Origin of the sequence: Pseudomonas peli, assembly GCF_050563605.1 — a bacterium.
Classification (GTDB): domain Bacteria; phylum Pseudomonadota; class Gammaproteobacteria; order Pseudomonadales; family Pseudomonadaceae; genus Aquipseudomonas; species Aquipseudomonas peli_A.
The window spans coordinates 22,730-46,705 of sequence record NZ_JBNXUH010000024.1; the positions used below are offsets into that span (position 1 = coordinate 22,730).

The 23,976-nt window shown below is 60.4% G+C and carries 26 protein-coding genes; 24 read left to right on the plus strand and 2 right to left on the minus strand.

What is annotated here, in order from left to right; genetic code table 11:
- Positions 1-18: 18 nt before the first annotated feature.
- Positions 19-753 carry a hypothetical protein gene (locus tag ACQ4LH_RS19215; RefSeq protein WP_430698658.1) on the minus strand — a complete coding sequence of 245 codons (735 nt, stop codon included), beginning with the start codon at positions 751-753 and terminating at the stop codon, positions 19-21.
- Between the two features lie 250 nt (positions 754-1,003).
- Here ACQ4LH_RS19215 and ACQ4LH_RS19220 point away from each other — a divergent pair, with 250 nt between their 5' ends.
- The 5 genes from ACQ4LH_RS19220 (at position 1,004) to ACQ4LH_RS19240 (ending at position 6,215) form a co-directional block, all read left to right on the plus strand.
- Entirely contained in the window at positions 1,004-1,756 is a 753-nt protein-coding gene (locus ACQ4LH_RS19220; RefSeq protein ID WP_430698659.1) for an AraC family transcriptional regulator, read from the plus strand.
- 167 nt (positions 1,757-1,923) lie between these two features.
- Entirely contained in the window at positions 1,924-2,610 is a 687-nt protein-coding gene (locus ACQ4LH_RS19225; RefSeq protein WP_430698660.1) for a methylamine utilization protein, read from the plus strand.
- The gene (locus tag ACQ4LH_RS19230) at positions 2,597-4,933 is read left to right on the plus strand and encodes an EAL domain-containing protein (protein WP_430698661.1); all 2,337 of its coding nucleotides are present in this window, start codon (positions 2,597-2,599) and stop codon (positions 4,931-4,933) included. Before ACQ4LH_RS19225 ends, ACQ4LH_RS19230 begins: the two co-directional genes overlap by 14 nt.
- Positions 4,934-4,935: 2 nt before the next feature.
- Positions 4,936-5,793: a DUF3034 family protein gene (locus tag ACQ4LH_RS19235; RefSeq protein ID WP_430698662.1), complete on the plus strand. Its 858-nt coding sequence runs from the start codon at positions 4,936-4,938 to the stop codon at positions 5,791-5,793.
- A gap of 2 nt (positions 5,794-5,795) precedes the next feature.
- Positions 5,796-6,215, plus strand: coding sequence for a group I truncated hemoglobin (locus tag ACQ4LH_RS19240; RefSeq protein ID WP_430698663.1), 420 nt, complete (start codon positions 5,796-5,798; stop codon positions 6,213-6,215).
- Here the strand turns inward: ACQ4LH_RS19240 and ACQ4LH_RS19245 are convergent.
- Positions 6,212-7,069 (minus strand): HDOD domain-containing protein, encoded by an 858-nt coding sequence (locus ACQ4LH_RS19245; protein ID WP_430698664.1) that lies wholly within the window; start codon positions 7,067-7,069, stop codon positions 6,212-6,214. The genes ACQ4LH_RS19240 and ACQ4LH_RS19245 overlap by 4 nt on opposite strands.
- A 552-nt stretch (positions 7,070-7,621) precedes the next feature.
- On the opposite strand from ACQ4LH_RS19245, the gene putP reads away from it, so the two are divergent.
- The 19 genes from putP to fliR all read left to right on the plus strand — a co-directional run bounded on the left by putP (position 7,622) and on the right by fliR (position 23,973).
- Positions 7,622-9,109 (plus strand): sodium/proline symporter PutP, encoded by a 1,488-nt coding sequence (putP, locus tag ACQ4LH_RS19250; protein WP_430698665.1) that lies wholly within the window; start codon positions 7,622-7,624, stop codon positions 9,107-9,109.
- A 302-nt stretch (positions 9,110-9,411) separates the two neighbouring features.
- The gene (locus ACQ4LH_RS19255) at positions 9,412-9,633 is read left to right on the plus strand and encodes a VF530 family DNA-binding protein (RefSeq protein WP_430698666.1); all 222 of its coding nucleotides are present in this window, start codon (positions 9,412-9,414) and stop codon (positions 9,631-9,633) included.
- 94 nt (positions 9,634-9,727) lie between these two features.
- A complete protein-coding gene (fliE, locus tag ACQ4LH_RS19260; protein ID WP_136666327.1) occupies positions 9,728-10,057 on the plus strand; it encodes a flagellar hook-basal body complex protein FliE in 330 nt (109 codons plus the stop codon).
- A gap of 15 nt (positions 10,058-10,072) precedes the next feature.
- The gene (fliF, locus tag ACQ4LH_RS19265) at positions 10,073-11,866 is read left to right on the plus strand and encodes a flagellar basal-body MS-ring/collar protein FliF (protein WP_430698667.1); all 1,794 of its coding nucleotides are present in this window, start codon (positions 10,073-10,075) and stop codon (positions 11,864-11,866) included.
- Positions 11,859-12,875: a flagellar motor switch protein FliG gene (gene fliG, locus ACQ4LH_RS19270; protein ID WP_430698668.1), complete on the plus strand. Its 1,017-nt coding sequence runs from the start codon at positions 11,859-11,861 to the stop codon at positions 12,873-12,875. The genes fliF and fliG overlap by 8 nt, the downstream gene beginning before the upstream one ends.
- 3 nt (positions 12,876-12,878) lie before the next feature.
- Entirely contained in the window at positions 12,879-13,712 is an 834-nt protein-coding gene (gene fliH, locus ACQ4LH_RS19275) for a flagellar assembly protein FliH (protein ID WP_430698670.1), read from the plus strand.
- On the plus strand, positions 13,702-15,063 hold the full coding sequence (fliI, locus tag ACQ4LH_RS19280; protein WP_430698671.1) for a flagellar protein export ATPase FliI: 1,362 nt from the start codon (positions 13,702-13,704) through the stop codon (positions 15,061-15,063). The genes fliH and fliI overlap by 11 nt, the downstream gene beginning before the upstream one ends.
- 3 nt (positions 15,064-15,066) lie before the next feature.
- Positions 15,067-15,519: a flagellar export protein FliJ gene (fliJ, locus tag ACQ4LH_RS19285; protein WP_430698672.1), complete on the plus strand. Its 453-nt coding sequence runs from the start codon at positions 15,067-15,069 to the stop codon at positions 15,517-15,519.
- Positions 15,520-15,675: 156 nt separating this feature from the next.
- Positions 15,676-15,981 carry an STAS domain-containing protein gene (locus ACQ4LH_RS19290; RefSeq protein ID WP_090252075.1) on the plus strand — a complete coding sequence of 102 codons (306 nt, stop codon included), beginning with the start codon at positions 15,676-15,678 and terminating at the stop codon, positions 15,979-15,981.
- A gap of 14 nt (positions 15,982-15,995) precedes the next feature.
- The gene (locus ACQ4LH_RS19295) at positions 15,996-17,690 is read left to right on the plus strand and encodes a SpoIIE family protein phosphatase (protein WP_430698673.1); all 1,695 of its coding nucleotides are present in this window, start codon (positions 15,996-15,998) and stop codon (positions 17,688-17,690) included.
- A gap of 29 nt (positions 17,691-17,719) precedes the next feature.
- Positions 17,720-18,073 carry an Hpt domain-containing protein gene (locus tag ACQ4LH_RS19300; protein ID WP_275963041.1) on the plus strand — a complete coding sequence of 118 codons (354 nt, stop codon included), beginning with the start codon at positions 17,720-17,722 and terminating at the stop codon, positions 18,071-18,073.
- A gap of 116 nt (positions 18,074-18,189) precedes the next feature.
- Positions 18,190-19,455 (plus strand): flagellar hook-length control protein FliK, encoded by a 1,266-nt coding sequence (locus ACQ4LH_RS19305; protein WP_430698674.1) that lies wholly within the window; start codon positions 18,190-18,192, stop codon positions 19,453-19,455.
- A gap of 233 nt (positions 19,456-19,688) precedes the next feature.
- Complete coding sequence (gene fliL, locus ACQ4LH_RS19310) at positions 19,689-20,216, plus strand: flagellar basal body-associated protein FliL (protein ID WP_430698675.1); 528 nt, start codon at positions 19,689-19,691, stop codon at positions 20,214-20,216.
- A 13-nt stretch (positions 20,217-20,229) separates the two neighbouring features.
- Positions 20,230-21,201, plus strand: a complete 972-nt coding sequence (gene fliM, locus ACQ4LH_RS19315) for a flagellar motor switch protein FliM (protein WP_339731627.1) — start codon at positions 20,230-20,232, stop codon at positions 21,199-21,201.
- Positions 21,202-21,233: 32 nt separating this feature from the next.
- Complete coding sequence (gene fliN, locus ACQ4LH_RS19320) at positions 21,234-21,704, plus strand: flagellar motor switch protein FliN (protein WP_430698676.1); 471 nt, start codon at positions 21,234-21,236, stop codon at positions 21,702-21,704.
- A gap of 2 nt (positions 21,705-21,706) precedes the next feature.
- Positions 21,707-22,138: a flagellar biosynthetic protein FliO gene (gene fliO, locus ACQ4LH_RS19325; RefSeq protein ID WP_430698677.1), complete on the plus strand. Its 432-nt coding sequence runs from the start codon at positions 21,707-21,709 to the stop codon at positions 22,136-22,138.
- A complete protein-coding gene (fliP, locus tag ACQ4LH_RS19330) occupies positions 22,138-22,923 on the plus strand; it encodes a flagellar type III secretion system pore protein FliP (RefSeq protein ID WP_430698678.1) in 786 nt (261 codons plus the stop codon). The genes fliO and fliP overlap by 1 nt, the downstream gene beginning before the upstream one ends.
- 2 nt (positions 22,924-22,925) lie before the next feature.
- A complete protein-coding gene (gene fliQ, locus ACQ4LH_RS19335) occupies positions 22,926-23,195 on the plus strand; it encodes a flagellar biosynthesis protein FliQ (RefSeq protein ID WP_311091167.1) in 270 nt (89 codons plus the stop codon).
- 1 nt (position 23,196) lies between these two features.
- Positions 23,197-23,973, plus strand: coding sequence for a flagellar biosynthetic protein FliR (fliR, locus tag ACQ4LH_RS19340; protein WP_430698679.1), 777 nt, complete (start codon positions 23,197-23,199; stop codon positions 23,971-23,973).
- The last annotated feature ends 3 nt before the right edge of the window (positions 23,974-23,976 follow it).

The following is a 23,976-nucleotide window of genomic DNA, read 5'->3' on the forward strand; positions in this document are numbered from 1 at the left end:
AGGCTGCCAGCATAGCCGCTAGGGCTGCTCTGTGGGAGCCCGGGCTGCGAACGCCGCCCGCAATGGCGCACGCAAGCGCTGGGCGTAATCGTCGATCAGCGGTGTGAGCAGGGCAAAGCACTCGTGGGGTGCCAGGCGTACTTCGCGGCTGTCGATCAACTCCTGCTCCAGGCGCTGTAACACTTGCTGCAAGGGCGCGTCGGCAGGCGATTGTTCCAGCTCCAGGCAGAGCTGCTGAATCTGCTGTTTCAGGCTTGGCGGGCATTGGCTGTAATTGGCCGCACGTACGCTCAGGCCGCGCAGGCGCGCAAGGTTTTCCAGGCCGTGGCAGGCCTGAGCGATGCCCTCTACTTGCGAGTTACCGGCCTGGCACAGGCGGGTTTCGAGTGTGGCGATAACCTCCAGCAAGCCGTCGATAACCTGGCAATGCGCGGCAAAGTCCGCCGGGTTGCGCCGCAGGCGTGGCCAGTCCTGCTGCAACGGGGCGAGTGCGAGGCTTGCGCCGGGCCAGTTCAGCCAGAGTTGGTCGAGTTGGCGGGCCAGGACATTGCGCTGGCTGGTGCTAAGCAGGTCTTGTTGGGCGCCCAGGCCGCGGTGTTTCTGCAGGGTTTGCAGCAGATCAATTGCGCGTTGCAGCAGTTCAGCTTGCAGCTCATTGAGATGCTGTTGATGGCGTTTGCTGGCGAGCTGGCTGAGGAAGTGGCCGGCGAGTAACAGCGCCAATGCCAGAGCGAGAGCAATGCTGAGAGCCATAAGCTGGTTTCCTGAACCCGAACGGTGCGCAAGGGGCGTCCTAACCGAGCAAATCCCTTGCCAGGCACCGCAAAGCACCTATTTCAGGCGTTTTTTACCGTTGGCACGCTGATAATTCGCCCCGTATTTGGGCGCTTTTTAATGGCTTCGGTAGTTTTTGGTGCGGCAGCTGCCCATTTGTCGTGCAGGCTGCAGTTTTACCGGGCAAAAGGTTAAAGTTGCACCTCTGCTTTCCAGGGTTGCACTTTTCATGTTCAACGCGCGATTGATGCGTCTTGATGACCAAGCCCACGAACATACTCACGACCATCATCAACTGGTGTTGTCGCTGGCTGGGCGCGCTGAGTTTGAGGTCAACGGTCGCGGTGGCGAGGTCTGCCGCATGCGTGCCTGCCTGGTGCCGGGGGATGCTGATCACCAGTTCGCCGGTATTGGTGATAACCGCATGCTGATCATCGATCTGGATGAGCAGGGCACCTCCAGCGAAGACCTGCAACTGCTGACCCGCCTGTTCGAAACCCCGCGCTACCCGCAACTAGATGCTGACTTCCAGAACCTGCTGAGCTATGCAGGCGCCGAGCTTGAGCGTTACGGCTCTGATCCGCTGCTGCCCCGTGCGCTCGGTGGTGTGCTGCTGCGCGCCTTGCACCTGCGCCTGTTCGGCGAGCCCCATGTGCGGCCTATGGGGGCGCTGAATCTGGAAAGGATCGACAGCTATATCGTCGAGCACCTGGCGAGGCGCATCAGCGTGGCCGAGTTGGCGCAGGTGGCTTGCCTGAGCCCTAGTCATTTCCATGCACAGTTCAAGGACAGCGTCGGCCTGACGCCGCACCAGTACCTGCTGAAAACCCGCCTGGACCGCGCCGTGCGGCTGTTGCGAGAGAGCGGCCTGCCGCTGATCCGCATCGCGGAAGAGTGCGGCTTTTCCAGCCAGAGCGCGCTGACCACCGCCATGCGCCGTTATCTTGGCCTGACGCCGAAACGCCTGCGCAGCGCCGAATAAACGTTCGTTGACCGCCTTGCGTGGCGGCGCTTATCAGGCAGCGACCGCCGACGAAACGTGAACTTCTTCACGCTGCCGACTAAGCTGTGGCGCACAGAGACATTTACTGTGCCCGGGCAAGGATGCTGTTCATAGTCAAGTGTGCCCCTAGCGTACGAGTAGTCTTGATGAGCAAGCACCTGCACCCATTGTTCGCGTTTTCGCTGCTCGGCATATTGCTGCTCAGTACGCCTTTGCCCGCCGCCAGCCTGCAAGCCGAGTTGGTGGATAGCCAAGGCCAGCCTTTGGCCAATGCCGTGCTCAGTTTGCGCAGCGCGGTTGCGCCTGGGGTTGCACCTGCTGCCGCGGTGATGGACCAGCGCTCGCAGCAATTCGCGCCCAATGTGCTGGCCGTGCGCAGCGGCACCTCGGTGTCGTTCCCCAACAGCGACAATATTCGCCATCACGTCTATTCGTTCTCCCTCGCCAAACGCTTTGAGCTGCGCCTGTACCAGGGCACACCGAGTGAGCCTGTGCTGTTCGACAAGCCGGGTGTGGTGGTGCTTGGTTGCAATATCCATGACTGGATGGTGGGTTATGTCTATGTCACCGACGACCCTTGGTTTGCCGTCAGCGATGCGCAGGGCAAGCTGAACCTGGAGCAACTGCCAGCCGGTACGTACACAGTCAGCCTGTGGCACCCGCAAGCGCCGGAGATGTTGCCGCAGGCTGCCGGCCAGATGCAGCTGACTGAGGCCGGCAACCAGCAGCGCTTTACCCTGACCATGCAGGCGCCTGCCACCCAGGCAGCGCCGAGTGCGCCGGCCAGTGCCTTTGGTGATGCGTTCAAGAAGGCTCGCGATGCTGCGCAATAGTTTTCAGGCGCGCATCGCCGGCGTACTGGTATTGCTGCTGTTGGTGGTGATCGGCGCGCTCTATGCTGCCGTGCAAACCGCCACCAATGCCGCCGTACGCAGCCAGGCCCGTGAGCAGCTGGATGTGGGCAGCCTGGTGTTTCAGCAGTTGCTCGAAGTACGCGGCCGCCAGTTGCACGATGCGGTGCAGGTGCTGGCCGCCGATTTTGGCTTCAAGGATGCCGTGGCCAGCGGCGACACTGAGACCATTCGCTCGGCCCTGACCAACCACGGCGCACGGATCAACGCCAGCGCCGTAATGATGCTGGGCCTGGATGGCAATCTGGAGGTCAGCAGTGATCGGCAGATCAGCGGCGAAACCGCCCAGCGCCTCAGTGCCCAGGTGATGCAGCGTCAGCGCGAGGGCGTGCAGATATTCCTGATGCCGATTGCCGACAAGATCTACCTGCTGGTGCAAGCCACTGTCACCGCGCCGTTGCCGATTGCCCGGGTGATGATGGGCTTTCAGGTTGATGATGTATTTGCCGCCGAATTGCGTGGATTGACCCACCTGGAGCTGACCCTACGGGCAACCCAGGATGGTGTGGCCGATATCTGGATCAGCACCTTGCCGCCGACGCAGCGTGAGCAGCTGCAAGGCAGCATGGCTGAACTGGCTGATGATGCGGTAAGCCTGATCGGTGCCGAGTCTTACCTCAATCAAACCCTGGTACTGGCGAGCGGCGATGGCTTTGAGGTGCGTGCGCTGCTGCACAAGTCCCTGAGTCAGGCGCAACAGGCGTTTGCCCCGCTCGATCAGAATATTCTGCTGATTGCCCTGGTGGCGCTGACCGCTTCCCTGGTTGGTGCCTTGTTGCTGGCGCGCTCGGTGTCGCAGCCGGTGCAGCAATTGGCGGCGGTCGCCGAGCGGGTGCGCCAGGGCGATTATCAGGCCAGCCTGGATCTGCAGCGCGGTGATGAGCTGGGGCGTTTGGCCATCGCCTTCAAAGACATGCAGCAAGGTATCGCCGAGCGTGAGCGGCAGCTGGCGCATAACGCTTTGCATGATGCGCTGACCGGTTTGCCCAACCGCACCCTGGCGCTGGAGCGTCTGGGCAGTGCGATCACGGCGGAGCGGCCGACGGCGTTGCTCTATCTGGGCGTGGCGAATTTTCGGGCGGTTAATGAAAGCCTGGGCACGGAGGGCGGCGATCTGGCGTTGCAGCAGCTGAGCCGACGCCTGCAGGCGATTCTGCGCCCCGGCGATAGCGTGGCGCGCATTATCGGTGATGAATTTCTCCTGCTGCTGGAAAACACTGACAGCGACAGCGCCGTGGGCATCGCCGACAAGGTGCAGCAGCTGCTGCTCAAGCCGCTGCGCGTCGCCACCCATGATTTCGCCCTGGATTGCCGCATCGGCATTGCCAGCTACCCGGTCGATGGCAACGCCCCGGAAGAGTTGCTGCGCCGGGCGAGTATCGCCATGCAGGATGCCGCCGGCATGGCCAGCCATCTGCAGGTCTATCAGCGTGGCCGTGATGATGCCCAGCAGCGGCAGATTCGCCTGATTCGTGATCTACGCCATGCGCCAAGCAAGGCCGAGCTGCTGTTGCACTATCAGCCGAAACTCGACATTGCCGCCGGCCAGGTGCGCCAGGCCGAAGCCTTGCTGCGTTGGCAGCATCCGGTGCTGGGCATGGTCTCGCCGGGGGAATTTATCCCGCTGGCCGAGCGCACCGGCAGCATTCAGCTGTTGACCTCCTGGGTGATCGAGGAAGTCATGCGCCAGCTGCGCGAGTGGGCCGGGCGCGGCCTGCGCGTGCAGGTGTCGCTGAATATCTCCACCGAAGACCTGATCGATCCACAGTTACCAGCGCGGGTCAGCAAACTGTTGGCCGAGTACCAGATCCCGGCCGAACAGCTGATTTTTGAAATCACCGAGAGCGGGGTGATGCTCAACCCCGAGGTCGCCCTACAGGTGCTACATGGCCTGCGTGCGTGCGGTATCAGCCTGTCGGTGGACGACTTTGGCACAGGCTACTCATCCTTGACGCAGCTCAAGCGCATGCCGGTGCAGGAGTTGAAGATCGACCAGTCGTTTATCCGCGACCTGGACGATGCCAGTGAGGACTCGGTGATCGTGCGTTCGACCATCGAGATGAGCCACAGCCTGGGTCTCAAGGTCGTGGCCGAGGGCGTCGAATTCGAGCGCAGCCTGCAACTGCTCGGCCGCTGGCATTGCGATACCGCCCAGGGCTACCTGATCAGCCGACCGTTGGCGGCGAAAGCCTTTGAAACCTGGATGGCGCAATACACTCATGCCTCCCCGACCCTGGTGCATTGACCATGACCCAACTGCCTCGCTGCATTGCCCTGTTGTGCGGTCTGCTGGCCAACCTGGCCTGGGCCGACGGCCGCTTGTTGGCCACCGGTGGCGCCAGCAGCATTGAAGGTGCGGCAGGTGGCGGGATTACGCCCTGGGCGGTGCTCTCCGGTTATGGCGAACGCGGAGAATGGGGCGCGGATGTATTCGCCACGCGGGTGGAAACCGGCGATTACCGCCTGGATGTGGCCGGTGTTGGCGCAGCGTTCGATAACCGCATCGAACTGTCCTACGCCCGCCAGCGCTTTGATCTGGGCACCCTGGCGCGCAACCTTAATCTGCCGGAAAACAGCCTGAGCCAGGATATCTTCGGCCTCAAGGTGCGCCTGTTTGGCGACCTGATCTACGACCAGCTGCCGCAGGTGTCATTGGGTATTCAGCACAAACGCCAGAAGGATTTTCTGATTCCCAGCCTGGTGGGCGCGCAACGCAGCGAAGACACCGAGGGCTATATCAGCGCCAGCCGGCTGATTCTCGGCGGCGCCTTTGGTTACAACCTGCTGCTTAACGGCAGTCTGCGTTACAGCCGGGCCAACGAGCTGGGCCTGCTGGGTTTTGGTGGCGACCGCCGTGATCGTCACTCGGTGCTCAAGGAAGGTTCCGTCGCCGTGCTGTTCAACCCGCGCTGGGCGCTGGGCGTGGAGTACCGCGAGAAGCCGGACAACTTAAGCTTTGCCGGCGAAAGTGACTGGGCTGATCTGTTTATCGGTTACTTCCCCAACAAGAACCTGGCCGTGGTGCTGGCCTATGCGCGCCTGGGGGAGATCGCCACGCTGGATAATCAGGACGGGGTTTATCTGTCTGTACAGGGGAGTTTCTAAGCATGCGCAGTCTGCTGCTGGTGGTTGTTCTGAGTCTGGCGGCCTGTGCCCAGCAGGCGCCGAAAGACGACAGCCTGTACCGTGACCTGGGCGAGCAGGCCGGAATTACCCGTATCGTCGAAGGCATGCTGCTGAATATTGCCGCCGACCCGCGCATCGTTCGGTACTTCGAGAATATCGACATCGTGCGCCTGCGCGACAAGCTGGTGGAGCAGATATGCGTCGAAGCCGGCGGCCCGTGCACCTACACCGGCGACAGCATGGAGGAAAGCCACAAGGGCCAGAACCTCACCCCCGGCGACTTCAACGCTTTGGTGGAAAACCTGCAGGATGCAATGAGCGCCCAAGGCGTGCCCATGCCTGCGCAGAACCGCCTGCTGGCGCGGCTTGCGCCGATGCGCGCGCAGGTTATCGATCGCTAACGTAAGGTCTGGGCGATCGCCAGAATATCGGCGCGGTGGCTGATCACCAGGCTGAGTTCGCCGTTCTCACCAATAAAGTCCTGCGGCGGCATCAGCTTCTGGTAGGCGGCCAGTTCCTGCAGTGGCGGCAGGTCGGCGTCTGGGGTGCGTTCCTTGATGGCGTGGTAGAGCGCCAGGTTGACCAGATCCAGCAATTGCAGGCTATGCCCTGGGCTGCGCTGCCAGTTGCCGGTGTCGCGGATGATCTCGATATATTCGTTATCCACTGACCATTTTTTCAGCACGATGATGCCGAGCGATTTGCTGTATTCGCGGCACAGCTTGTAATACAGCTCGCTGGAGGGCGTGACGCTTTCACTCCGGAACGCCGAGAGCACGGCCAGGGTGCCCACCTCACTGAGCAGGCTGGCCAGCAGCGCGTGTTCAGCCGTTACATGGCCCAGCAGGCGGGCCAGCATGGCGCTGGTGCTGGCCTTGATCACCAGGCGCTCCCAGGCATCGACAAATAGCCGTTTATGCCCGGGGCTGTGCAGGGTGAACAGGCTTTTGATGCTGTGCACCATGGTAATGCGGTCGACTTCAGCCATGCCGAGCATGCTGATCACTTCGTGCAGGGTTTTAGGCGGCAGGGTGTGGCGATACAGCGCGCTGGAGGCATGTTTCATCAGCAGGGCGCTGAGGGCCGGATCACGGCTGATCAGGCGCACCAGGGCATTCAGGGAAATATTCGGGTCACCCAGGGCGCGGCGGATATCCAGGGTGATGGTCGGCAGACTGGGCAGTTGCTCTTCGCCCTGCATCAACTGCGAGACTACGCGCCGGTAGATTGAGTAATCGGATGCTTCGCTCTGCAACACACACCTCCAGCTTATGGGTGCAGTCTAGATGCCTGTTGCCCGCCCGCTATAAGTGGCGATGGATGGCCGTGGCAGCTGAGTTTCTGGCTTGGCGCTTTAAACAGCTGTTTGCAGGAAGTTCCCTGCTTGGAGTTTTTTGCAAAAACTCCAGAGCTTTTTGTAAGAAGCGGTCATGCATCTGCCACTAAATTCCGTGCTCGGTTTACGCGGTGCGCAGGTTTCTGCCCACAGGCTTGCCCCGGCAAGCCGCTGCAGTTGGGCTAGACCTAATACAGGCCGTGGCGAGTGATGCTGAGTTTTTCCGGTGTGCAGCGTTTGCCAGAACGTTGAGTGCGCGCAGGGCCTGGCCGGGTTAGAGCGCTGGCAGGCATTTAAAAGGATTTTCACGGGCGACTGTCTTACGGCATGCGCCCGTTGTTGTATTGGGGCCTTTGTGCCTCGATTGCGGTAAGCGGCTTCACCTGCATAAGGCAGGCGTGCAATGCCACGTTGGCAATGGGGGCTACTCCCTGTTGCTGGAATAACAACAATCAAGAGGGGAGCTCCCCAATGACTGCAAATACTCCGATGCTCGTCACCTTCGTGGTGTACATCGCGCTCATGGTGCTGATTGGCCTGTTCGCGTACATGCGCACCAAGAACCTTTCCGATTACATTCTGGGCGGTCGCAGCCTGGGTAGTTTCGTCACCGCTTTGTCGGCTGGCGCATCGGACATGAGCGGCTGGCTGCTGATGGGCTTGCCGGGCGCGGTATACCTGTCCGGTCTGTCCGAAGGCTGGATCGCCATCGGCCTGATTGTGGGGGCTTACCTGAACTGGTTGTTCGTGGCTGGCCGTCTGCGTGTGCAGACCGAGCACAACGGCAACGCCCTGACCCTGCCGGATTACTTCACCCACCGCTTCGAAGACAGCAGCCGCGTGCTGCGCATCTTCTCCGCCCTAGTGATTCTGGTGTTCTTCACCATCTACTGCGCCTCGGGCGTTGTGGCCGGTGCCCGCCTGTTTGAAAGCACCTTCGGCATGTCCTACGAGACCGCGCTGTGGGCCGGTGCTGCGGCGACCATCGCCTACACCTTTATCGGTGGTTTCCTGGCGGTTAGCTGGACTGACACCGTGCAGGCCACGCTGATGATCTTCGCCCTGATCCTCACCCCGATCGTGGTGCTGATTGCCACTGGCGGTGCTGATGCCACCTTCGCAGCGATCGAACTGAAAGACGCCACCAGCTTTGACATGCTCAAAGGCGCGACCTTTGTTGGCGTGATCTCGCTGATGGCCTGGGGCCTGGGCTACTTCGGCCAGCCGCATATCCTCGCGCGCTTCATGGCCGCTGATTCGGTGAAGTCGATTCCAGCAGCCCGTCGTATCTCCATGACCTGGATGATCCTGACTCTGGCAGGCGCCGTGGCTGTGGGCTTCTTCGGTATTGCGTACTTCTCCGCCAATCCGGACCTCGCAGGCCCGGTGACCGAGAACCCAGAGCGCGTATTTATCGAGTTGGCCAAGCTGCTATTCAACCCGTGGATCGCCGGCATCCTGTTGTCCGCCATCCTGGCTGCGGTCATGAGCACCCTGAGCTGCCAGCTGCTGGTGTGCTCCAGTGCCCTGACCGAAGACTTCTACAAAGCCTTCCTGCGTAAAGATGCTTCACAGACCGAGCTGGTATGGGTCGGTCGTGGCATGGTGCTGCTGATTGCTATCGTCGCGATCATGCTGGCTGCCAACCCGGAAAACCGCGTACTGGGCCTGGTATCCTACGCCTGGGCAGGCTTCGGTGCTGCGTTCGGTCCGGTGGTGATCCTCTCGCTGGTCTGGAAGCAGATGACCCGCAACGGCGCTCTGGCCGGCATGCTGGTCGGTGCTCTGACCGTAATCCTGTGGAAGAACTTCCTCGGCCACCTGGGCCTGTACGAAATCATCCCGGGCTTTATCTTCGCCACCATCGCCATTCTGGTGTTCAGCAAGATCGGCAGCGGCCCTTCGGCCAGCATGATCAAGCGCTTCGACGAAGCCGAGAAGGAATACCAGTCGGCCTGATGGTTTGAAATACCTGGCAACTGACTGGTCGCTCAGTTGCCCCGTGGACCTGTATCGCGGCGATGTGCGTGCGACCCGATAGTGCTTCGCCGGCCCACACCTTTGGTGTGGGCCGGCTTTTTTATGGCTGGCCATCCATGGCCGCCACCCTTCGGGCCGTCGCTACGCGACGTTAAAAATGACTCCCGGCCATTTTTTATGCCCGAAATAAACTTCAGAAACCGCGCTGCGCTTTCGATTGGCCGCTGGTTTGGCTAAGGTGGCGGGGTTTGCCTCAATCGAGCTGCCTGTACAGGTTCTGCATGACTCAATCACCGAAAAACCCGCTGCATGGCGTGACCCTTGAAGCCATTCTCACCGCCCTGGTTGCCCTGTACGGCTGGGACGGCCTGGCCGAGCGGATTGATATCCGCTGTTTCAAGAGCGACCCGAGCATCAAGTCCAGCCTGACCTTTTTGCGCAAGACGCCCTGGGCGCGGGAGAAGGTCGAAGCCCTGTATATCCGTTCGCAAGCGCGTAAATAGGCGCTGAGAGCCAGCTCGATAATCTGGCACCCTTGTTGCAATACCTCTGCAAACGCCGCGAAGCGTCAAAAAACCGCGGCCAGTGGAGGTAGTGATGAGTCAGGGTGTTGAATTCAATCGCTTGATGCTGGAGATGCGCTCCATGCAGGCCGACGCCATGGCGCGTCAGAAGCCTGTCACCAGTACGCCGGAGCCCGGTGCGCCGAGCTTTTCCGAGATGCTCGGGCAGGCCGTGGGCAAGGTCAACGAAACCCAGCAGGCCTCCAACAAGCTGGCAACTGCCTTTGAAATGGGCACCAGCGGCGTGGATTTGACGGACGTGATGATCGCGTCGCAGAAAGCTAGCGTCTCCTTCCAAGCCATGACCCAGGTACGCAACAAGCTGGTTCAGGCTTATCAAGACATTATGCAGATGCCGGTTTAAGGGTAGGGCTGAATCATGGCTGAAGCCGTTGTTGCAAACGTACCTGCCACCACTGGCGGTGATGAGCCGAAGAAACCGCTGTTCGGCCTGACCTTTCTGGAAAACCTCGCCGATATGTCGATGTTGCGCCAGATCGGCCTGCTCGTCGGTCTGGCCGCCAGCGTGGCCATTGGCTTTGCCGTGGTGCTGTGGTCGCAGCAACCGGATTACCAGCCGCTGTATGGCAGCCTCGACGGCATGGATGCGTCCCAGGTGATGGAGACGTTGTCCGCCGCCGACATCAAATACACCGTGGAACCCAACTCCGGCGCGCTGCTGGTCCAGTCTGGTGACCTGGCTCGCGCGCGTATGCGCCTGGCGGCTGCTGGCGTTGCACCGAAGGACAATAGCGTCGGCTTCGAGATTCTCGATCAGGAGCAAGGCCTCGGCACCAGCCAGTTTATGGAAGCCACCCGCTACCGCCGTGGCCTGGAAGGGGAGCTGGCGCGTACCGTCTCCAGCCTGAACAACGTCAAGGCCGCGCGGGTGCACCTGGCTATTCCGAAGAGTTCGGTATTTGTGCGCGATGAGCGCAAACCCAGCGCCTCGGTGCTGGTCGAGCTGTATTCCGGGCGTGGCCTGGAGCCGAGCCAGGTGATGGCGATCGTCAATCTGGTCGCCAGCAGCGTGCCGGAAATGGACAAGGCCCAGGTCACCGTGGTCGACCAGAAGGGTAACCTGCTTTCGGATATTCAGGAAATGTCCGAGCTGACCATGGCCGGCAAGCAGTTCGATTACAGCCGCCGCATGGAAAGCCTGTTTACCCAGCGTGTGCACAACATCCTGCAGCCGGTGCTGGGCTCAGGCCGCTACAAGGCCGAAGTGTCGGCGGATGTGGATTTCAGTGCGGTGGAATCCACCTCGGAAATGTTCAACCCCGATCAGCCGGCGCTGCGCAGTGAGCAGTCGGTCAACGAACAACGCAGCAGCAGCCTGCCGCCGCAAGGTGTGCCAGGTGCGCTGAGCAACCAGCCACCCGGTGCGGCCGCCGCACCTGAGCAAGCGGGCGGTGCTGCGGCAGTGCCTGGCCCGGTCGCTCCAGGCCAGCCACTGCTGGACGCCAACGGTGCGCAGATCATTGACCCGGCCACTGGCCTGGCCATGCTTGCGCCGTATCCGGCGGACAAGCGTGAGCAATCCACGCGTAACTTCGAGCTGGACCGTTCCATCAGCTACACCAAGCAGCAACAGGGCCGTCTACGCCGGCTGTCGGTGGCGGTGGTGGTGGACGATCAGGTCAAGGTCGATGCGGCCAGCGGCGAAACCACTCGGGTGCCGTGGAGCAGTGATGATCTGGCACGCTTTACCCGCCTGGTGCAGGACTCCGTGGGCTTCGATGCCAGCCGTGGTGACAGCGTCAGCGTGATCAACACGCCGTTCTCTGCCGCGCTGGGCGAGGATGCTGTTGCGTTGCCTTGGTATCAGAGTGAGTTGTTCCTACTTGCCATGGGTGGGCTAAAACAACTGATGCCCGCGCTGTTGATCTTTATATTGGTCTGGTTTGTATTGCGCCCTGTTATGAAGAACATCACTGGCGGCGGCAAAGGCCATGGCGATGGCCGTGATAGCGATGTCGAACTGGGTGAAATGGGCGCGCTGGGCGGTGATCTGTCCGAGGATCGCGTGAGCCTGGGCGGCCCGCAAAGCATCCTCCTGCCGAGCCCGAGTGAGGGGTATGATGCACAATTGAACGCCATCAAGAGCCTGGTCGCTGAAGACCCGGGCCGCGTAGCTCAGGTTGTGAAAGAGTGGATTAACGCCGATGAGTGAGAATCGAACCGCCACTAAATTGAGCAAGGTTGAAAAGGCCGCGATTCTGCTGCTGTCGCTCGGCGAAACCGACGCAGCTCAGGTGCTGCGTCACCTGGGGCCGAAAGAAGTGCAGCGGGTTGGTGTGGCCATGGCCGGCATGCGCAATATCCAGCGTGAGCAGGTCGAGCTGGTGATGGGCGAGTTTGTCGATATCGTCGGCGATCAGACCAGTCTAGGCGTCGGTGCCGACGGCTATATCCGCAAAATGCTGACTCAGGCGCTGGGCGAAGACAAAGCCGGCAACCTGATCGACCGTATCCTCCTCGGCGGCAGTACCAGCGGCCTCGACAGCCTGAAATGGATGGAACCGCGCGCCGTAGCCGACGTGATCCGCTACGAGCACCCGCAGATTCAGGCCATCGTGGTGGCTTATCTGGACCCCGATCAGGCCGGTGAAGTGCTTGGCCACTTCGACCACAAGGTGCGCCTGGATATCGTTCTGCGCGTGTCCTCGCTGAATACTGTGCAACCGGCGGCGCTCAAGGAACTCAACCAGATTCTCGAGAAGCAGTTCTCCGGCAGCTCCAACACCACCCGCGCCGCGCTCGGCGGGGTCAAGCGCGCCGCGGATATCATGAACTTCCTCGACAGCTCGGTCGAAGGTCAGCTGATGGATTCGATCCGCGAAGTTGACGAAGACCTCTCCAGCCAGATCGAGGACCTGATGTTTGTCTTCGACAACCTTGCCGATGTCGACGACCGTGGCATCCAGGCGCTGCTGCGTGAGGTGTCCTCCGACGTGCTGGTGCTGGCGCTCAAGGGCGCGGACGAGGCGATCAAGGAAAAAGTCTTCAAGAACATGTCCAAACGTGCCGCCGAACTGCTGCGCGACGATCTGGAAGCCAAAGGCCCGGTGCGCGTCAGCGACGTGGAAACCGCGCAGAAGGAAATCCTCACTATCGCCAGGCGTATGGCCGAAGCCGGGGAAATTGTCCTGGGCGGCAAAGGCGGCGAGGAAATGGTCTAACGCATGTCCAGTAAAGAGCCGCCCAGTGAGCTGATTCGCGCCAAGGACCTTAAGGGCGTTGATGTGTGGGCACTGCCCAGCTTCGATCCGGAAGTCGAAATACCTGAGCCAGTGGAAGAGCAGCAGGCGGCCGAGCAGCCTGTTGAAGCGGGCGAGCAGGCACAGGCCGAGAGTGAAGAGGTGGCCCTGGAAGACGTCAAACCCTTGACGTTGGATGAGTTGGAGGCGATCCGCCAGGATGCCTACAACGAAGGTTTTGCCACCGGCGAGAAAGACGGCTTCCATGCTGGCCAGCTAAAAGCCAAGCAGGAAGCCGATATCGCCCTGGCCGCTAAACTGGCTGGGCTGGAGCAGTTGATGACCCAGCTGTTCGAGCCGATTGCCGGGCAGGACCAGCAGCTCGAAGAAGCCATGGTCGGCCTGCTCGGGCAGATGGTGCGCCAGGTGATTCAGCGTGAGCTGGTCAGCGACTCCAGCCAGATTCGTCAGGTGCTCAGCGAGGCGCTCAAGCTGCTGCCGATGGGCACCGGCAACATCCGCATTCACCTTAATCCGCAAGACTTCGAGATGATCAAGGCCCTGCGTGAGCGCCACGAAGAAAGCTGGCGGATTCTCGAAGACGCATCCCTGTTGCCTGGCGGTTGCCGGGTGGAAAGCGAACTCAGCCGTATCGATGCCACCGTGGAAACCCGCCTGAACCAAGCGATCAAGCAGTTGTTCGAGCAACAGCGCGAACAGGCGTCGCATCCGCTGGAAGCCGATCTGCATACCGACCTGGATGCCCTGCCGGTGGATGCCCCTCAGGTGAATAGTCAGGCGAGCCCGGATGCGCCTTGACCGAGTGAGTTTCGCCAAACGCCTGGCCGGTTACAGCGAGGCCGTTGCGCTGCCAACTCAGCCGTTGGTCGAAGGCCGCCTGCTGCGCATGGTTGGCCTCACCTTGGAAGCCGAAGGCCTGCGCGCCGCCCTGGGCAGCCGCTGCCTGGTGATCAACGACGACAGCTATCACCCGGTGCAGGTCGAGGCCGAGGTTATGGGCTTCTCCAATGGCAAAATCTTCCTGATGCCGGTCGGCAGCCTGGCCGGCATCGCCCCTGGTGCCCGTGTGGTGCCGCTGCCGGATACCGGGCGTTTGCCCATGGGCATGTCGATGCTTGGTCGGGTGCTCGATGGTACCGGCCGCGCTCTTGATGGCAAGGGCGGCATGAAAGCCGAAGACTGGGTGCCGATGGATGGCCCGGCCATCAATCCGCTCAACCGCCACCCGATCAGCGAACCGCTGGATGTCGGTATCCGTTCAATCAACGGCCTGCTGACCGTTGGCCGTGGCCAGCGCCTCGGCCTATTTGCCGGTACCGGTGTGGGTAAGTCGGTGCTGCTCGGCATGATGACGCGCTTTACCGAGGCCGACATTATCGTGGTCGGGCTGATCGGTGAGCGGGGCCGTGAAGTAAAAGAATTTATCGACGAGATCCTCGGCCATGAGGGCCTCAAACGCTCGGTGGTGGTGGCTTCGCCGGCCGATGATGCGCCGTTGATGCGTTTGCGTGCGGCTATGTATTGCACACGAATTGCCGAATACTTCCGCGACAAGGGCAAGAATGTCTTGCTACTGATGGATTCGCTGACCCGCTTCGCGCAAGCCCAGCGGGAAATTGCCCTGGCCATTGGCGAGCCGCCGGCAACCAAGGGCTATCCGCCATCGGTATTTGCCCGCCTGCCCAAGCTGGTGGAGCGCGCCGGCAATGCGGAGAAAGGCGGTGGTTCGATTACCGCCTTCTACACCGTACTCAGTGAAGGCGACGACCAGCAGGACCCGATCGCCGACGCCGCCCGTGGTGTGCTCGACGGCCATATCGTGCTGTCGCGGCGGCTGGCCGAAGAAGGCCATTACCCAGCTATCGATATCGAAGCCTCGATCAGCCGGGTGATGCCGCAGGTGGTCAGCGCCGAACACATGCGCTTGGCGCAGCGCTTCAAGCAGCTGTGGTCGCGCTATCAGCAGAGCCGTGACCTGATCAGCGTTGGCGCCTATGTGCCAGGCGGTGATGCCGACACCGACCTGGCCATTGCGCGCCAGCCGGCCATGGTCAAGTACCTGCGGCAGAACCTGCAGGACAACGAAAGCCTGGAAAGCAGCAGCGCGCAGCTGGCGGCAACCTTCAACCCCGCAGCAGCAGGCGCGTAAGCCATGGCGCAAAGCCGCGCCGCGCGGCTGGCTCCGGTGGTCGACATGGCCGAGCGTGCCGAGCGCGAGGCGGCCTTGCAGCTGGGGCATTGTCAGGGTTTGCTGCGCCAGGCCGAAGTGCAGCTTGGCGACCTTGAACGCTACCGCGGCGATTATCAGCAGCAATGGATCACCGAAGGTCAGCGCGGCGTCTCCGGGCAGTGGTTGATGAACTACCAGCGCTTTCTCACCCAGCTGGAAACCGCCATCGGCCAGCAGCGCAACAGTGTCGACTGGCACCGCGCCAATATGGAAAAGGTCCGCGAGGTCTGGCAGCAGCGCTACGCCCGCCTTGAAGGCTTGCGCAAACTGGTCAAGCGCTATCAGGACGAAGCGCGCCTGGCTGAAGACAAGCGCGAGCAGAAATTGCTCGATGAGCTATCGCAGCGCATATCCGCCCGGAATTCGCAGTCTTAAGTGCGAATTGCCGCTTACTTGAAACTGAATGCGACACACCAACACAGCCTAAACAGTTGCCGCATGGGCATTGCGATGCTACATCTTGATCATGCATAACCTGCGTCTGGTCCACCTGAACGTGCGGCCTGGTCTTTTCGTTTATAGGAGTAATTCATGGCCATCACCTCGCTGCCCTCATCCGATGGGCAAGAGCTGACCATTCTGATTCAAGGACGCTTCGATTTCGGTGCGCATCAGGAATTTCGCAATGCCTACGAGCGCGTCAACAGCACCCCACAGCGCTACGTTGTAGACCTCAAGGACACCACTTACCTGGATAGCTCGGCGCTCGGCATGCTGTTGCTGCTACGTGATCACGCCGGCGGCGACAGTGCGCAGATCCGCCTGCTCAACTGCAACCCGGACGTGCGCAAGATTCTGGCTATCTCGAATTTCGAGCAGCTGTTCAAGATCGCCTGATCGAGGCGCGCGCCATGCCAGAGCGTCTGTCCATTCTGATCGCCGAGGACAACGCGGCTGATCGCATGCTGCTGTCGACCATCGTCAGTCGTCAGGGGCACCGGGTGCTGACCGCCAGCAATGGTCTGGAGGCGGTGGCCCTGTTCGAGCAGGAGCGTCCGCAGCTGGTGCTGATGGATGCTCTGATGCCGCTGATGGATGGCTTCGAAGCCGCGCGGCGAATCAAGCAGGTGGCCGGCGAAGAGCTGGTGCCGATCATCTTCCTCACTTCCCTGACCGAAGGCGAAGCCCTGGTGCGCTGCCTGGAAGCTGGCGGTGATGATTTTCTCGCCAAGCCCTATAACCGGGTCATTCTCGAAGCCAAGATCAAGGCCATGGACCGCCTGCGGCGTTTGCAGGATACCGTGCTGCAGCAGCGTGATCTGATTGCCGTGCACAACGAACACCTGCTCACCGAGCAGCGGGTGGCCAAGGCGGTGTTCGACAAGGTCACCCATTCCGGCTGTCTGGATGCGCCGAATATCCGTTATCTGCAATCGCCCTATGCGGTGTTTAACGGCGACTTGCTGCTGGCCGCGTTCAAACCGTCTGGCGGTATGCATGTGCTATTGGGCGACTTCACCGGCCACGGTTTGCCTGCAGCGATTGGCGCGATGCCGCTGGCCGAGGTGTTTTATGGCATGACAGCCAAGGGCTATTCCCTTGCCGAAGTGCTGCGCGAGATCAACGCCAAGCTCAAGCGCATTCTCCCTGTCGGGGTGTTCTGTTGCGCCACGGTGCTGAATATCAGCTTCCAGCGCCAGGTGGTTGAGGTGTGGAACGGCGGCCTGCCGGATGGCTATCTGTTGCGCGGCAGTGGCGAGCGTTTGCCGCTGGTGTCACGGCATTTGCCGTTAGGCGTGTTGGAGCCGACCGCGTTCAACGACAAGTACGAGGTTTACCCGCTGGCGCTTGGGGATCGGGTTTTCCTGCTTTCCGATGGCGTGCTGGAGGCTTGTAACAAACAGGGTGAGTTGTTCGGTGAAGGGCGATTGCTTGAGGTGTTCGCTGCCAATCAGCAGCCTACGGCGCTGTTCTCTGAAATCCAGCAGGCGCTGACCCATTTCAGTGGCGAGCAGCAGGATGACGTCAGTTTGCTTGAGGTCAGCCTGGTCGATGACGCCGAGCTGAGCCGACCGCCGCTGGCCTTTGCCGACAATGGCCAGAGCCATTCACTGGACTGGTCGGCCAGCTTCGAGTTTCGCGGGGAAACCCTGCGTCATTTCAATCCGTTGCCATTCCTCTTGCAGCTGCTGCTGGAGGTGCAGGGTTTGCGGCCTCAGGGCGGTGCGTTGTTCAGTGTGCTGGCCGAGTTGTATTCGAATGCTCTGGAGCACGGCGTGCTGGGCCTGGATTCGGCGCTCAAGGCGAATGCCGAGGGTTTTGCCGAGTACTACCGTCAGCGCAGCGTGCGGCTGGCTGCGCTGACCGACGGCTTTGTGCGCTTTCACCTGCAATTACTGCCGGAAGGCGCTGGCGGGCGGTTGATCGTTCGCGTCGAAGACAGCGGCTCTGGCTTTGATGACCAGCAATTGCCGACAGAACCCCGTGATGCCCATAGCTTGAGCGGTCGCGGGCTGGCGTTGGTCAGGCAGTTGAGTGAGCGTTGCAGTTGGGGCGACGGCGAACTGGGGGTGCGCGTGGAGTTTTCCTGGTTGCCTGGGGCATAATCCCGGCATAACGCTAGGGGAGCGAGCAGTTGTCCGATATTCACCTTGATAGCGCAGTACTGGCGGCTTTGCAGGACGTCATGGAAGATGAATACCCGGTGCTGCTGGATACCTTCCTGATCGACTCCGAAGAGCGCTTGCTGGTATTGCGCCAGGCTGAGCGGGCCGCCGATGCGCAGAGCCTGCGGTTGGCCGCGCACAGCTTTAAAGGCAGTTGTAGCAATATGGGCGCACTGATGCTGGCTGGGCTGTGCAAGCAGCTGGAGGAGGCCGGGCGGCGCGAGCAGCTTGAACAGGCCCCCGAGCTGGTCGAGCAGATCGAGCGTGAGTTTGCCATTGTGCGCATCTTGCTTAAGTCCGAGCGTCAGCGTTATCGGCACTAGTCTTGCTATTTTTATCCCTGTATAGCTGCATTTCACCCCGCAGAACCTGCCTGCCAACAAGTTGGCCCGCGCCTTGCAAAACTCTCCGCACGACCAACCCCGAACGGAGAGTATCCATGTCCGTTGCCCCCGATCTGCTGCTCAAGTCGGCACCTGAAGTAAAGCCCAGGGCTGCTGCATCAAAACCGCCGGAAAAACCCGCGCAGCCCAATAGAAATGAAGCTTCCAGCTTCTCTCAGGTGTATGCCAAAGAGCGTCAGGCCAAGGCTGCAGAGCGTAGCGATGCGCCTGCCAAGCCTGCGCGTGAGAGCAAGGTTGACCAAGAAGAGCCGCAAGATCCGCAGGCGCAAGCTGCCGCTGGGCAGGCTGAGGTTGCCGATAGCGGCAAGCCTTTGCCGACTGATCCGGCAAGCGACGGTGCGGTGCTTGATCCGTTGCTGTTGCTCGGTATAACCGGCGAGATGCCAGCGGAAGAGACGGAGGAATTGGCGCTGGACACCGAACCCGCGTCACTGCTGGTCACCACCGGTAACCTGACCAGTTCAGGTCCGGCGAGTATGACCGAGGCCAGCTTCGATGCTGAACTGGATGCGCTTAACCAATTGCCTGCAGTGCGCATGGCATTGGAGATGGGCGCGAAGGAAAAAGCGCTGGCTGAACAGGCTGCTGCGCCTTTGGCCCAGGCCAGTCTGGCAACACAGAATGCTAGCCAGACTGTGTTGTCCAGCCAGGTGGTGCAGGACGAGGTGCCGGTAGAGGGGGATGCCCTGGAGCTGCCGGAACTACAGCTTGAAGCCCTCACCGGCAAAAGCCTTGAAGCGCTGAAGGAAGGCACGGCGAACAACACGCCGGAGAACTTTGTCAGCAAGCTCAATGCGCTGAATCAGGCGATTGGTCAACAGAATCCGCTGTCCGCCCGCGCGCCGGTGGTAGTTGGGCAGCCTGTGCCCATGCAGCAGGGCGGTTGGAGTGAAGCGGTGGTGGATCGGGTGATGGTGATGTCCAGCCAGAACCTCAAGTCCGCCGAAATTCAGCTCGATCCAGCTGAGTTGGGCCGTTTGGAGGTGCGCATCAGCGTCAACCAGGAGCAGAGCCAGGTCACCTTCGCCAGCCCACATGCCGGGGTGCGTGAGGCGCTGGACTCGCAGATGCATCGCCTGCGTGAGCTGTTCGCCCAGCAGGGTATGAACCAGCTGGACGTGAACGTCTCCGATCAGTCGCTTAGCCGCGGCTGGCAGGGGCAGGAGGGCGATGGCGGCAAAGGTCGCGGTGGTTCCTCCGGTGAATTGCTCGGCGCGGATGAAGAGCTGCATTCGAGCACTCTCGAATCGGCTCGCGCGACGTCTGTGAGTGCCCGTGGCTTGGTCGATTACTACGCATAGAGCGCTTGCTGCTGTAGTTGCATGGCCCACTGATCTAAACTGCATTTCGCCCGGCTCCCATTGTGTGGGAGTCGGGCGATTTTGTTTGGGGCGTGGGTTTATCTGATGCCTTGGCCACACACCCTCAGGTGCTGGGCCACCCGTAGTGAGCAGGTATGTTGACAGACTGGCATAACACTTGCTCTTAACCCTTTGAAAACGGATAGAACTCCGAATAACGACGGATTATTGGCATGGCTAAGAAAGAAGCAGCACCAGCGCCGGCAAATGCCGAGGCGAAACCGGCCGGCAAGATGAAGCTGATCATTATCATTGTTCTTGCCGTGCTGCTGGCTGTAGGTCTTTCCGTGGGTGGCACCTGGTTCTTTCTGAGTAAGAAGGATGCTGGCGCTGATGAGGCCAAGGCTGAAGCCAGCGCCGAGCCTGCGGTGCCAGTCAAACAGGCGGCCATCTATGAAGAGCTGTCACCCGCCTTTGTGGTGAATTTCACCCATCAGGGGCGCGCCCGCTATATGCAGGTCAGTGTGGCCCTGATGACTCGCGATCAGGCGGCTCTGGATGCGCTCAAGGTGCATATGCCGGTGTTGCGTAACCGCCTGGTGATGCTGTTTTCCGGTCAGGACTTTGCTTCTCTTATCACTCCGGTGGGCAAGGAAATGCTGCGCCAGCAGGCGACCGCCAGCGTGCAGGAGCTGGCCGAGAAAGAGACCGGCAAGGTCACGGTCGAGCAAGTGTTGTTCACCAACCTCGTGTTGCAGTAATCAGGAGCCGTATATGGCTGTGCAAGACCTGCTTTCCCAGGATGAGATCGATGCCCTGCTGCATGGCGTCGACGACGGCTTGGTTGACACCGAGGACGAAGCCGAACCGGGAAGCGTCAAACAATATGACCTGACCAGCCAGGATCGAATTGTCCGTGGGCGCATGCCGACGCTTGAGATGATCAACGAGCGTTTCGCCCGCTATACCCGCATCAGCATGTTCAACCTGCTGCGCCGTTCTGCCGATGTGGCGGTGGGCGGTGTGCAGGTAATGAAGTTCGGCGAGTACGTGCACTCGCTGTATGTGCCGACCAGTCTCAACCTGGTGAAGATGAAGCCGCTGCGCGGCACCGGTCTGTTTATTCTCGACGCCAAGCTGGTGTTCAAGCTGGTGGATAACTTCTTTGGCGGCGACGGTCGTCATGCCAAGATCGAAGGTCGTGAATTCACCCCCACCGAGCTGCGCGTCGTACGCATGGTCCTGGATCAGGCGTTTATCGATCTCAAGGAAGCTTGGCACGCGGTGATGGATATCAACTTCGAGTACGTCAACTCGGAAGTGAACCCGGCGCTGGCCAACATCGTCAGCCCCAGTGAAGTGATTGTGGTGTCCACCTTCCACATCGAACTGGACGGCGGTGGCGGCGACCTGCATATCACCATGCCTTATTCGATGATCGAGCCGATCCGCGAGATGCTCGATGCGGGCTTTCAGTCCGATGTCGACGATCAGGACGAGCGCTGGATCAAGGCGCTGCGTGAAGACATTCTCGGCGTCAGCGTGCCCCTGGGCGCGACTGTTGCCCGTCGCCAGCTCAAGCTGCGCGACATTCTGCATATGCAACCCGGTGACGTGATACCGGTGGAGCTGCCGGAAAGCGTGGTGCTCTGCGCCAACGGTGTGCCCTCATTCAAGGTCAAGATGGGGGCGCACAAAGGCAAACTGGCTTTGCAGGTGCTCGGCCCCATTGAGCGTAACCGCTAATCCCCCTATTCAACGCCAGCCGAGGAAAAACGATGGCAGACGAAAACGAGAACGAAGCCAGCTCCCCCGAGGAACAGGCACTTGCTGATGAGTGGGCGGCTGCACTGTCCGAGGCCGGTGATGCCGGTCAGGACGATATCGACGCCATGCTCGCCGCCAGCGACCCGGGGCCAGCGGCTCCGCGTGCGCCGATGGAAGAGTTCGACAGCGCGCCAAAGATGAATCTGCCGGTTAACCTGGAAGGACCGAATCTGGATGTGATTCTGGATATCCCGGTGTCGATTTCCATGGAAGTCGGTAATACCGATATCACCATTCGTAACCTGCTGCAGCTTAACCAGGGTTCGGTGATCGAGCTGGATCGTCTGGCGGGTGAACCGCTGGATGTGCTGGTCAACGGCACCCTGATTGCCCACGGCGAAGTGGTGGTGGTGAACGAGAAGTTCGGCATCCGCCTGACCGACGTGATCAGCCCAAGCGAACGCATCAAGAAGCTGCGCTAACCATGCATAGAACCCTTCTGCTGGGCCTGGTTCTACCTCTTGCCGCAACCGCTGCCGAACCTGCAGCGCAAGCGGCTGTACCACTTGCCGGTGCGGGCATGGGCGGGCAGCTTGTGCAGTTGTTGCTGGGCCTGCTGCTGGTGATCGGCTTGATCTTTCTGCTGGCCTGGCTGATGCGCCGGGTACAGCAAATCGTGCCGCGGGGCGGGCAGGTGATCAAGGTGGTGGCAACCCAGGCTTTGGGGCCGCGTGATCGTTTGGTGCTGGTGCAGGTGGGCAGCGAGCAGGTGTTGCTGGGGCTGACGCCGGGCACTATCACTTCATTGCATGTGCTGAAAGAACCGGTGCATCTGCCGGATTCGGAGCCGGCCTCGAGCGAGTTTGCCCAGCGTTTGATGGAGCTGTTGGGCAAGGATCAGAAGGACAAGTCTTGATGCTGCGTTTGTTGCTGGTATTGGTTTTTAGCCTAGGGGCTTCGCTTGCGTTCGCCGCAGATGCGCCGACTGCCAGTACGTTGATTCAATCGGGCAGCAATCCGTTGTCGATTCCGGCTATTACCCTGAGCACCGACACGGCTGGGCAGCAGGAGTACTCGGTCAGCCTGCAGATCCTGCTGATAATGACTGCGCTGAGCTTTATTCCAGCGTTTGTCATGCTGATGACCAGCTTTACCCGGATCATCATCGTCTTCTCGATTCTGCGTCAGGCCCTGGGTCTGCAGCAGACGCCTTCGAACCAGATTCTGGTCGGTCTGGCGCTGTTTTTGACCATGTTTATCATGGCCCCGGTGTTCGATCAGATTAACCGCGAGGCGCTGCAGCCCTACCTGAACGAGCAGATGACGGCGCAGGACGCCATCGCCAAGGCTGAGGTGCCGATCAAGAACTTTATGCTGTCGCAGACCCGCGAAAGCGATCTGGAGCTGTTCGTTCGGCTGTCCAAACGCACCGATATCGCCAGCCCGGAAGATGCGCCGCTGACCATTCTGGTCCCGGCGTTTGTCACCTCCGAGCTGAAAACCGCGTTCCAGATCGGTTTTATGATCTTTATTCCGTTCTTGATCATCGACATGGTGGTGGCGAGCATCCTGATGGCCATGGGCATGATGATGCTCTCGCCGTTGATCATTTCCCTGCCGTTCAAGATCATGCTGTTTGTGCTGATTGATGGCTGGGCGCTGATCATGGGTACTCTAGCCGCAAGCTTTGGAGGCACTTAGCCATGACACCCGAAGTGGCTGTCGATCTGGTGCGCGATGCCTTGTGGCTGACGGCCATGATTGTAGGAATTCTGGTTGTTCCCAGCCTTATTGTTGGCTTGTTGGTGGCGATGTTTCAGGCTGCCACTCAAATCAACGAACAGACCCTGAGTTTCTTGCCGAGGCTGTTGGTGATCCTGCTGGTGCTGATTTTTGCTGGCCCCTGGCTGGTGCGCGAGCTGATGGAGTACACCGAAACCCTGATCATGAACATTCCGATGCTGATCGGCTGACATGTTCGAACTCAGCAACGAGCAGATCGGCGCATGGGTGGGCAGCTTTTTGCTGCCGCTGTTTCGCATTGCAGCGCTGCTGATGTTTATGCCGATCATCGGCACTCAGCTGGTTTCGGCGCGAGTGCGCCTGTATCTGTCCTTGGCTATCTGCCTGGTGATTATGCCGACCCTGCCGCCGATGCCGGTGATCGATGCGATCAGCGTGCAGGCGTTTATCTGGATCGCCCAGGAGATTCTGATTGGCATGATGCTGGGCTTTGTTCTGCAGCTGTTCTTCCAGGTTTTCGTGATTGCCGGGCAGATCGTCGCCATGCAAATGGGTCTGGGCTTTGCCTCCATGGTTGACCCGGCTAACGGTATTTCTGTACCAGTGATCGGTCAGTTGTTCATGATTCTGGTGACCTTGCTGTTTCTCGCTATGAACGCCCATCTGGTGGTATTCGAAGTGCTGACCGAGAGCTTTTTCACCCTGCCTGTTGGCGGTGGCTTTCTGGTGGAAAACTACTGGGAAATTGCCAATAAACTGGGTTGGGTGCTGGGGGCAGCTCTGCTTCTGGTATTGCCGGCGATTACCGCGTTATTGGTGATCAACCTGGCATTCGGGGTGATGACCCGCGCCGCGCCGCAGTTGAATATCTTTTCCATCGGTTTTCCTCTGACCCTGGTGCTGGGCATGGTCATCGTCTGGATCGGCATGGCCGATATCCTCGCGCAATACCAGGTATTTGCTACTGAGGCCCTGCAGTTCCTGCGTGAAATGGCGGGGGCGAGTTAAGCC

Bases quoted from the DNA above. Each gene is read 5' to 3' on its own strand.
- ACQ4LH_RS19215 (WP_430698658.1), bottom strand. From the start codon at position 753: ATGGCTCTCAGCATTGCTCTCGCTCTGGCATTGGCGCTGTTACTCGCC.
- ACQ4LH_RS19220 (WP_430698659.1), top strand. From the start codon at position 1,004: ATGTTCAACGCGCGATTGATGCGTCTTGATGACCAAGCCCACGAACAT.
- ACQ4LH_RS19225 (WP_430698660.1), top strand. From the start codon at position 1,924: ATGAGCAAGCACCTGCACCCATTGTTCGCGTTTTCGCTGCTCGGCATA.
- ACQ4LH_RS19230 (WP_430698661.1), top strand. From the start codon at position 2,597: ATGCTGCGCAATAGTTTTCAGGCGCGCATCGCCGGCGTACTGGTATTG.
- ACQ4LH_RS19235 (WP_430698662.1), top strand. From the start codon at position 4,936: ATGACCCAACTGCCTCGCTGCATTGCCCTGTTGTGCGGTCTGCTGGCC.
- ACQ4LH_RS19240 (WP_430698663.1), top strand. From the start codon at position 5,796: ATGCGCAGTCTGCTGCTGGTGGTTGTTCTGAGTCTGGCGGCCTGTGCC.
- putP (WP_430698665.1), top strand. From the start codon at position 7,622: ATGACTGCAAATACTCCGATGCTCGTCACCTTCGTGGTGTACATCGCG.
- ACQ4LH_RS19255 (WP_430698666.1), top strand. From the start codon at position 9,412: ATGACTCAATCACCGAAAAACCCGCTGCATGGCGTGACCCTTGAAGCC.
- fliE (WP_136666327.1), top strand. From the start codon at position 9,728: ATGAGTCAGGGTGTTGAATTCAATCGCTTGATGCTGGAGATGCGCTCC.
- fliF (WP_430698667.1), top strand. From the start codon at position 10,073: ATGGCTGAAGCCGTTGTTGCAAACGTACCTGCCACCACTGGCGGTGAT.
- fliG (WP_430698668.1), top strand. From the start codon at position 11,859: ATGAGTGAGAATCGAACCGCCACTAAATTGAGCAAGGTTGAAAAGGCC.
- fliH (WP_430698670.1), top strand. From the start codon at position 12,879: ATGTCCAGTAAAGAGCCGCCCAGTGAGCTGATTCGCGCCAAGGACCTT.
- fliI (WP_430698671.1), top strand. From the start codon at position 13,702: ATGCGCCTTGACCGAGTGAGTTTCGCCAAACGCCTGGCCGGTTACAGC.
- fliJ (WP_430698672.1), top strand. From the start codon at position 15,067: ATGGCGCAAAGCCGCGCCGCGCGGCTGGCTCCGGTGGTCGACATGGCC.
- ACQ4LH_RS19290 (WP_090252075.1), top strand. From the start codon at position 15,676: ATGGCCATCACCTCGCTGCCCTCATCCGATGGGCAAGAGCTGACCATT.
- ACQ4LH_RS19295 (WP_430698673.1), top strand. From the start codon at position 15,996: ATGCCAGAGCGTCTGTCCATTCTGATCGCCGAGGACAACGCGGCTGAT.
- ACQ4LH_RS19305 (WP_430698674.1), top strand. From the start codon at position 18,190: ATGTCCGTTGCCCCCGATCTGCTGCTCAAGTCGGCACCTGAAGTAAAG.
- fliL (WP_430698675.1), top strand. From the start codon at position 19,689: ATGGCTAAGAAAGAAGCAGCACCAGCGCCGGCAAATGCCGAGGCGAAA.
- fliM (WP_339731627.1), top strand. From the start codon at position 20,230: ATGGCTGTGCAAGACCTGCTTTCCCAGGATGAGATCGATGCCCTGCTG.
- fliN (WP_430698676.1), top strand. From the start codon at position 21,234: ATGGCAGACGAAAACGAGAACGAAGCCAGCTCCCCCGAGGAACAGGCA.
- fliO (WP_430698677.1), top strand. From the start codon at position 21,707: ATGCATAGAACCCTTCTGCTGGGCCTGGTTCTACCTCTTGCCGCAACC.
- fliP (WP_430698678.1), top strand. From the start codon at position 22,138: ATGCTGCGTTTGTTGCTGGTATTGGTTTTTAGCCTAGGGGCTTCGCTT.
- fliQ (WP_311091167.1), top strand. From the start codon at position 22,926: ATGACACCCGAAGTGGCTGTCGATCTGGTGCGCGATGCCTTGTGGCTG.
- fliR (WP_430698679.1), top strand. From the start codon at position 23,197: ATGTTCGAACTCAGCAACGAGCAGATCGGCGCATGGGTGGGCAGCTTT.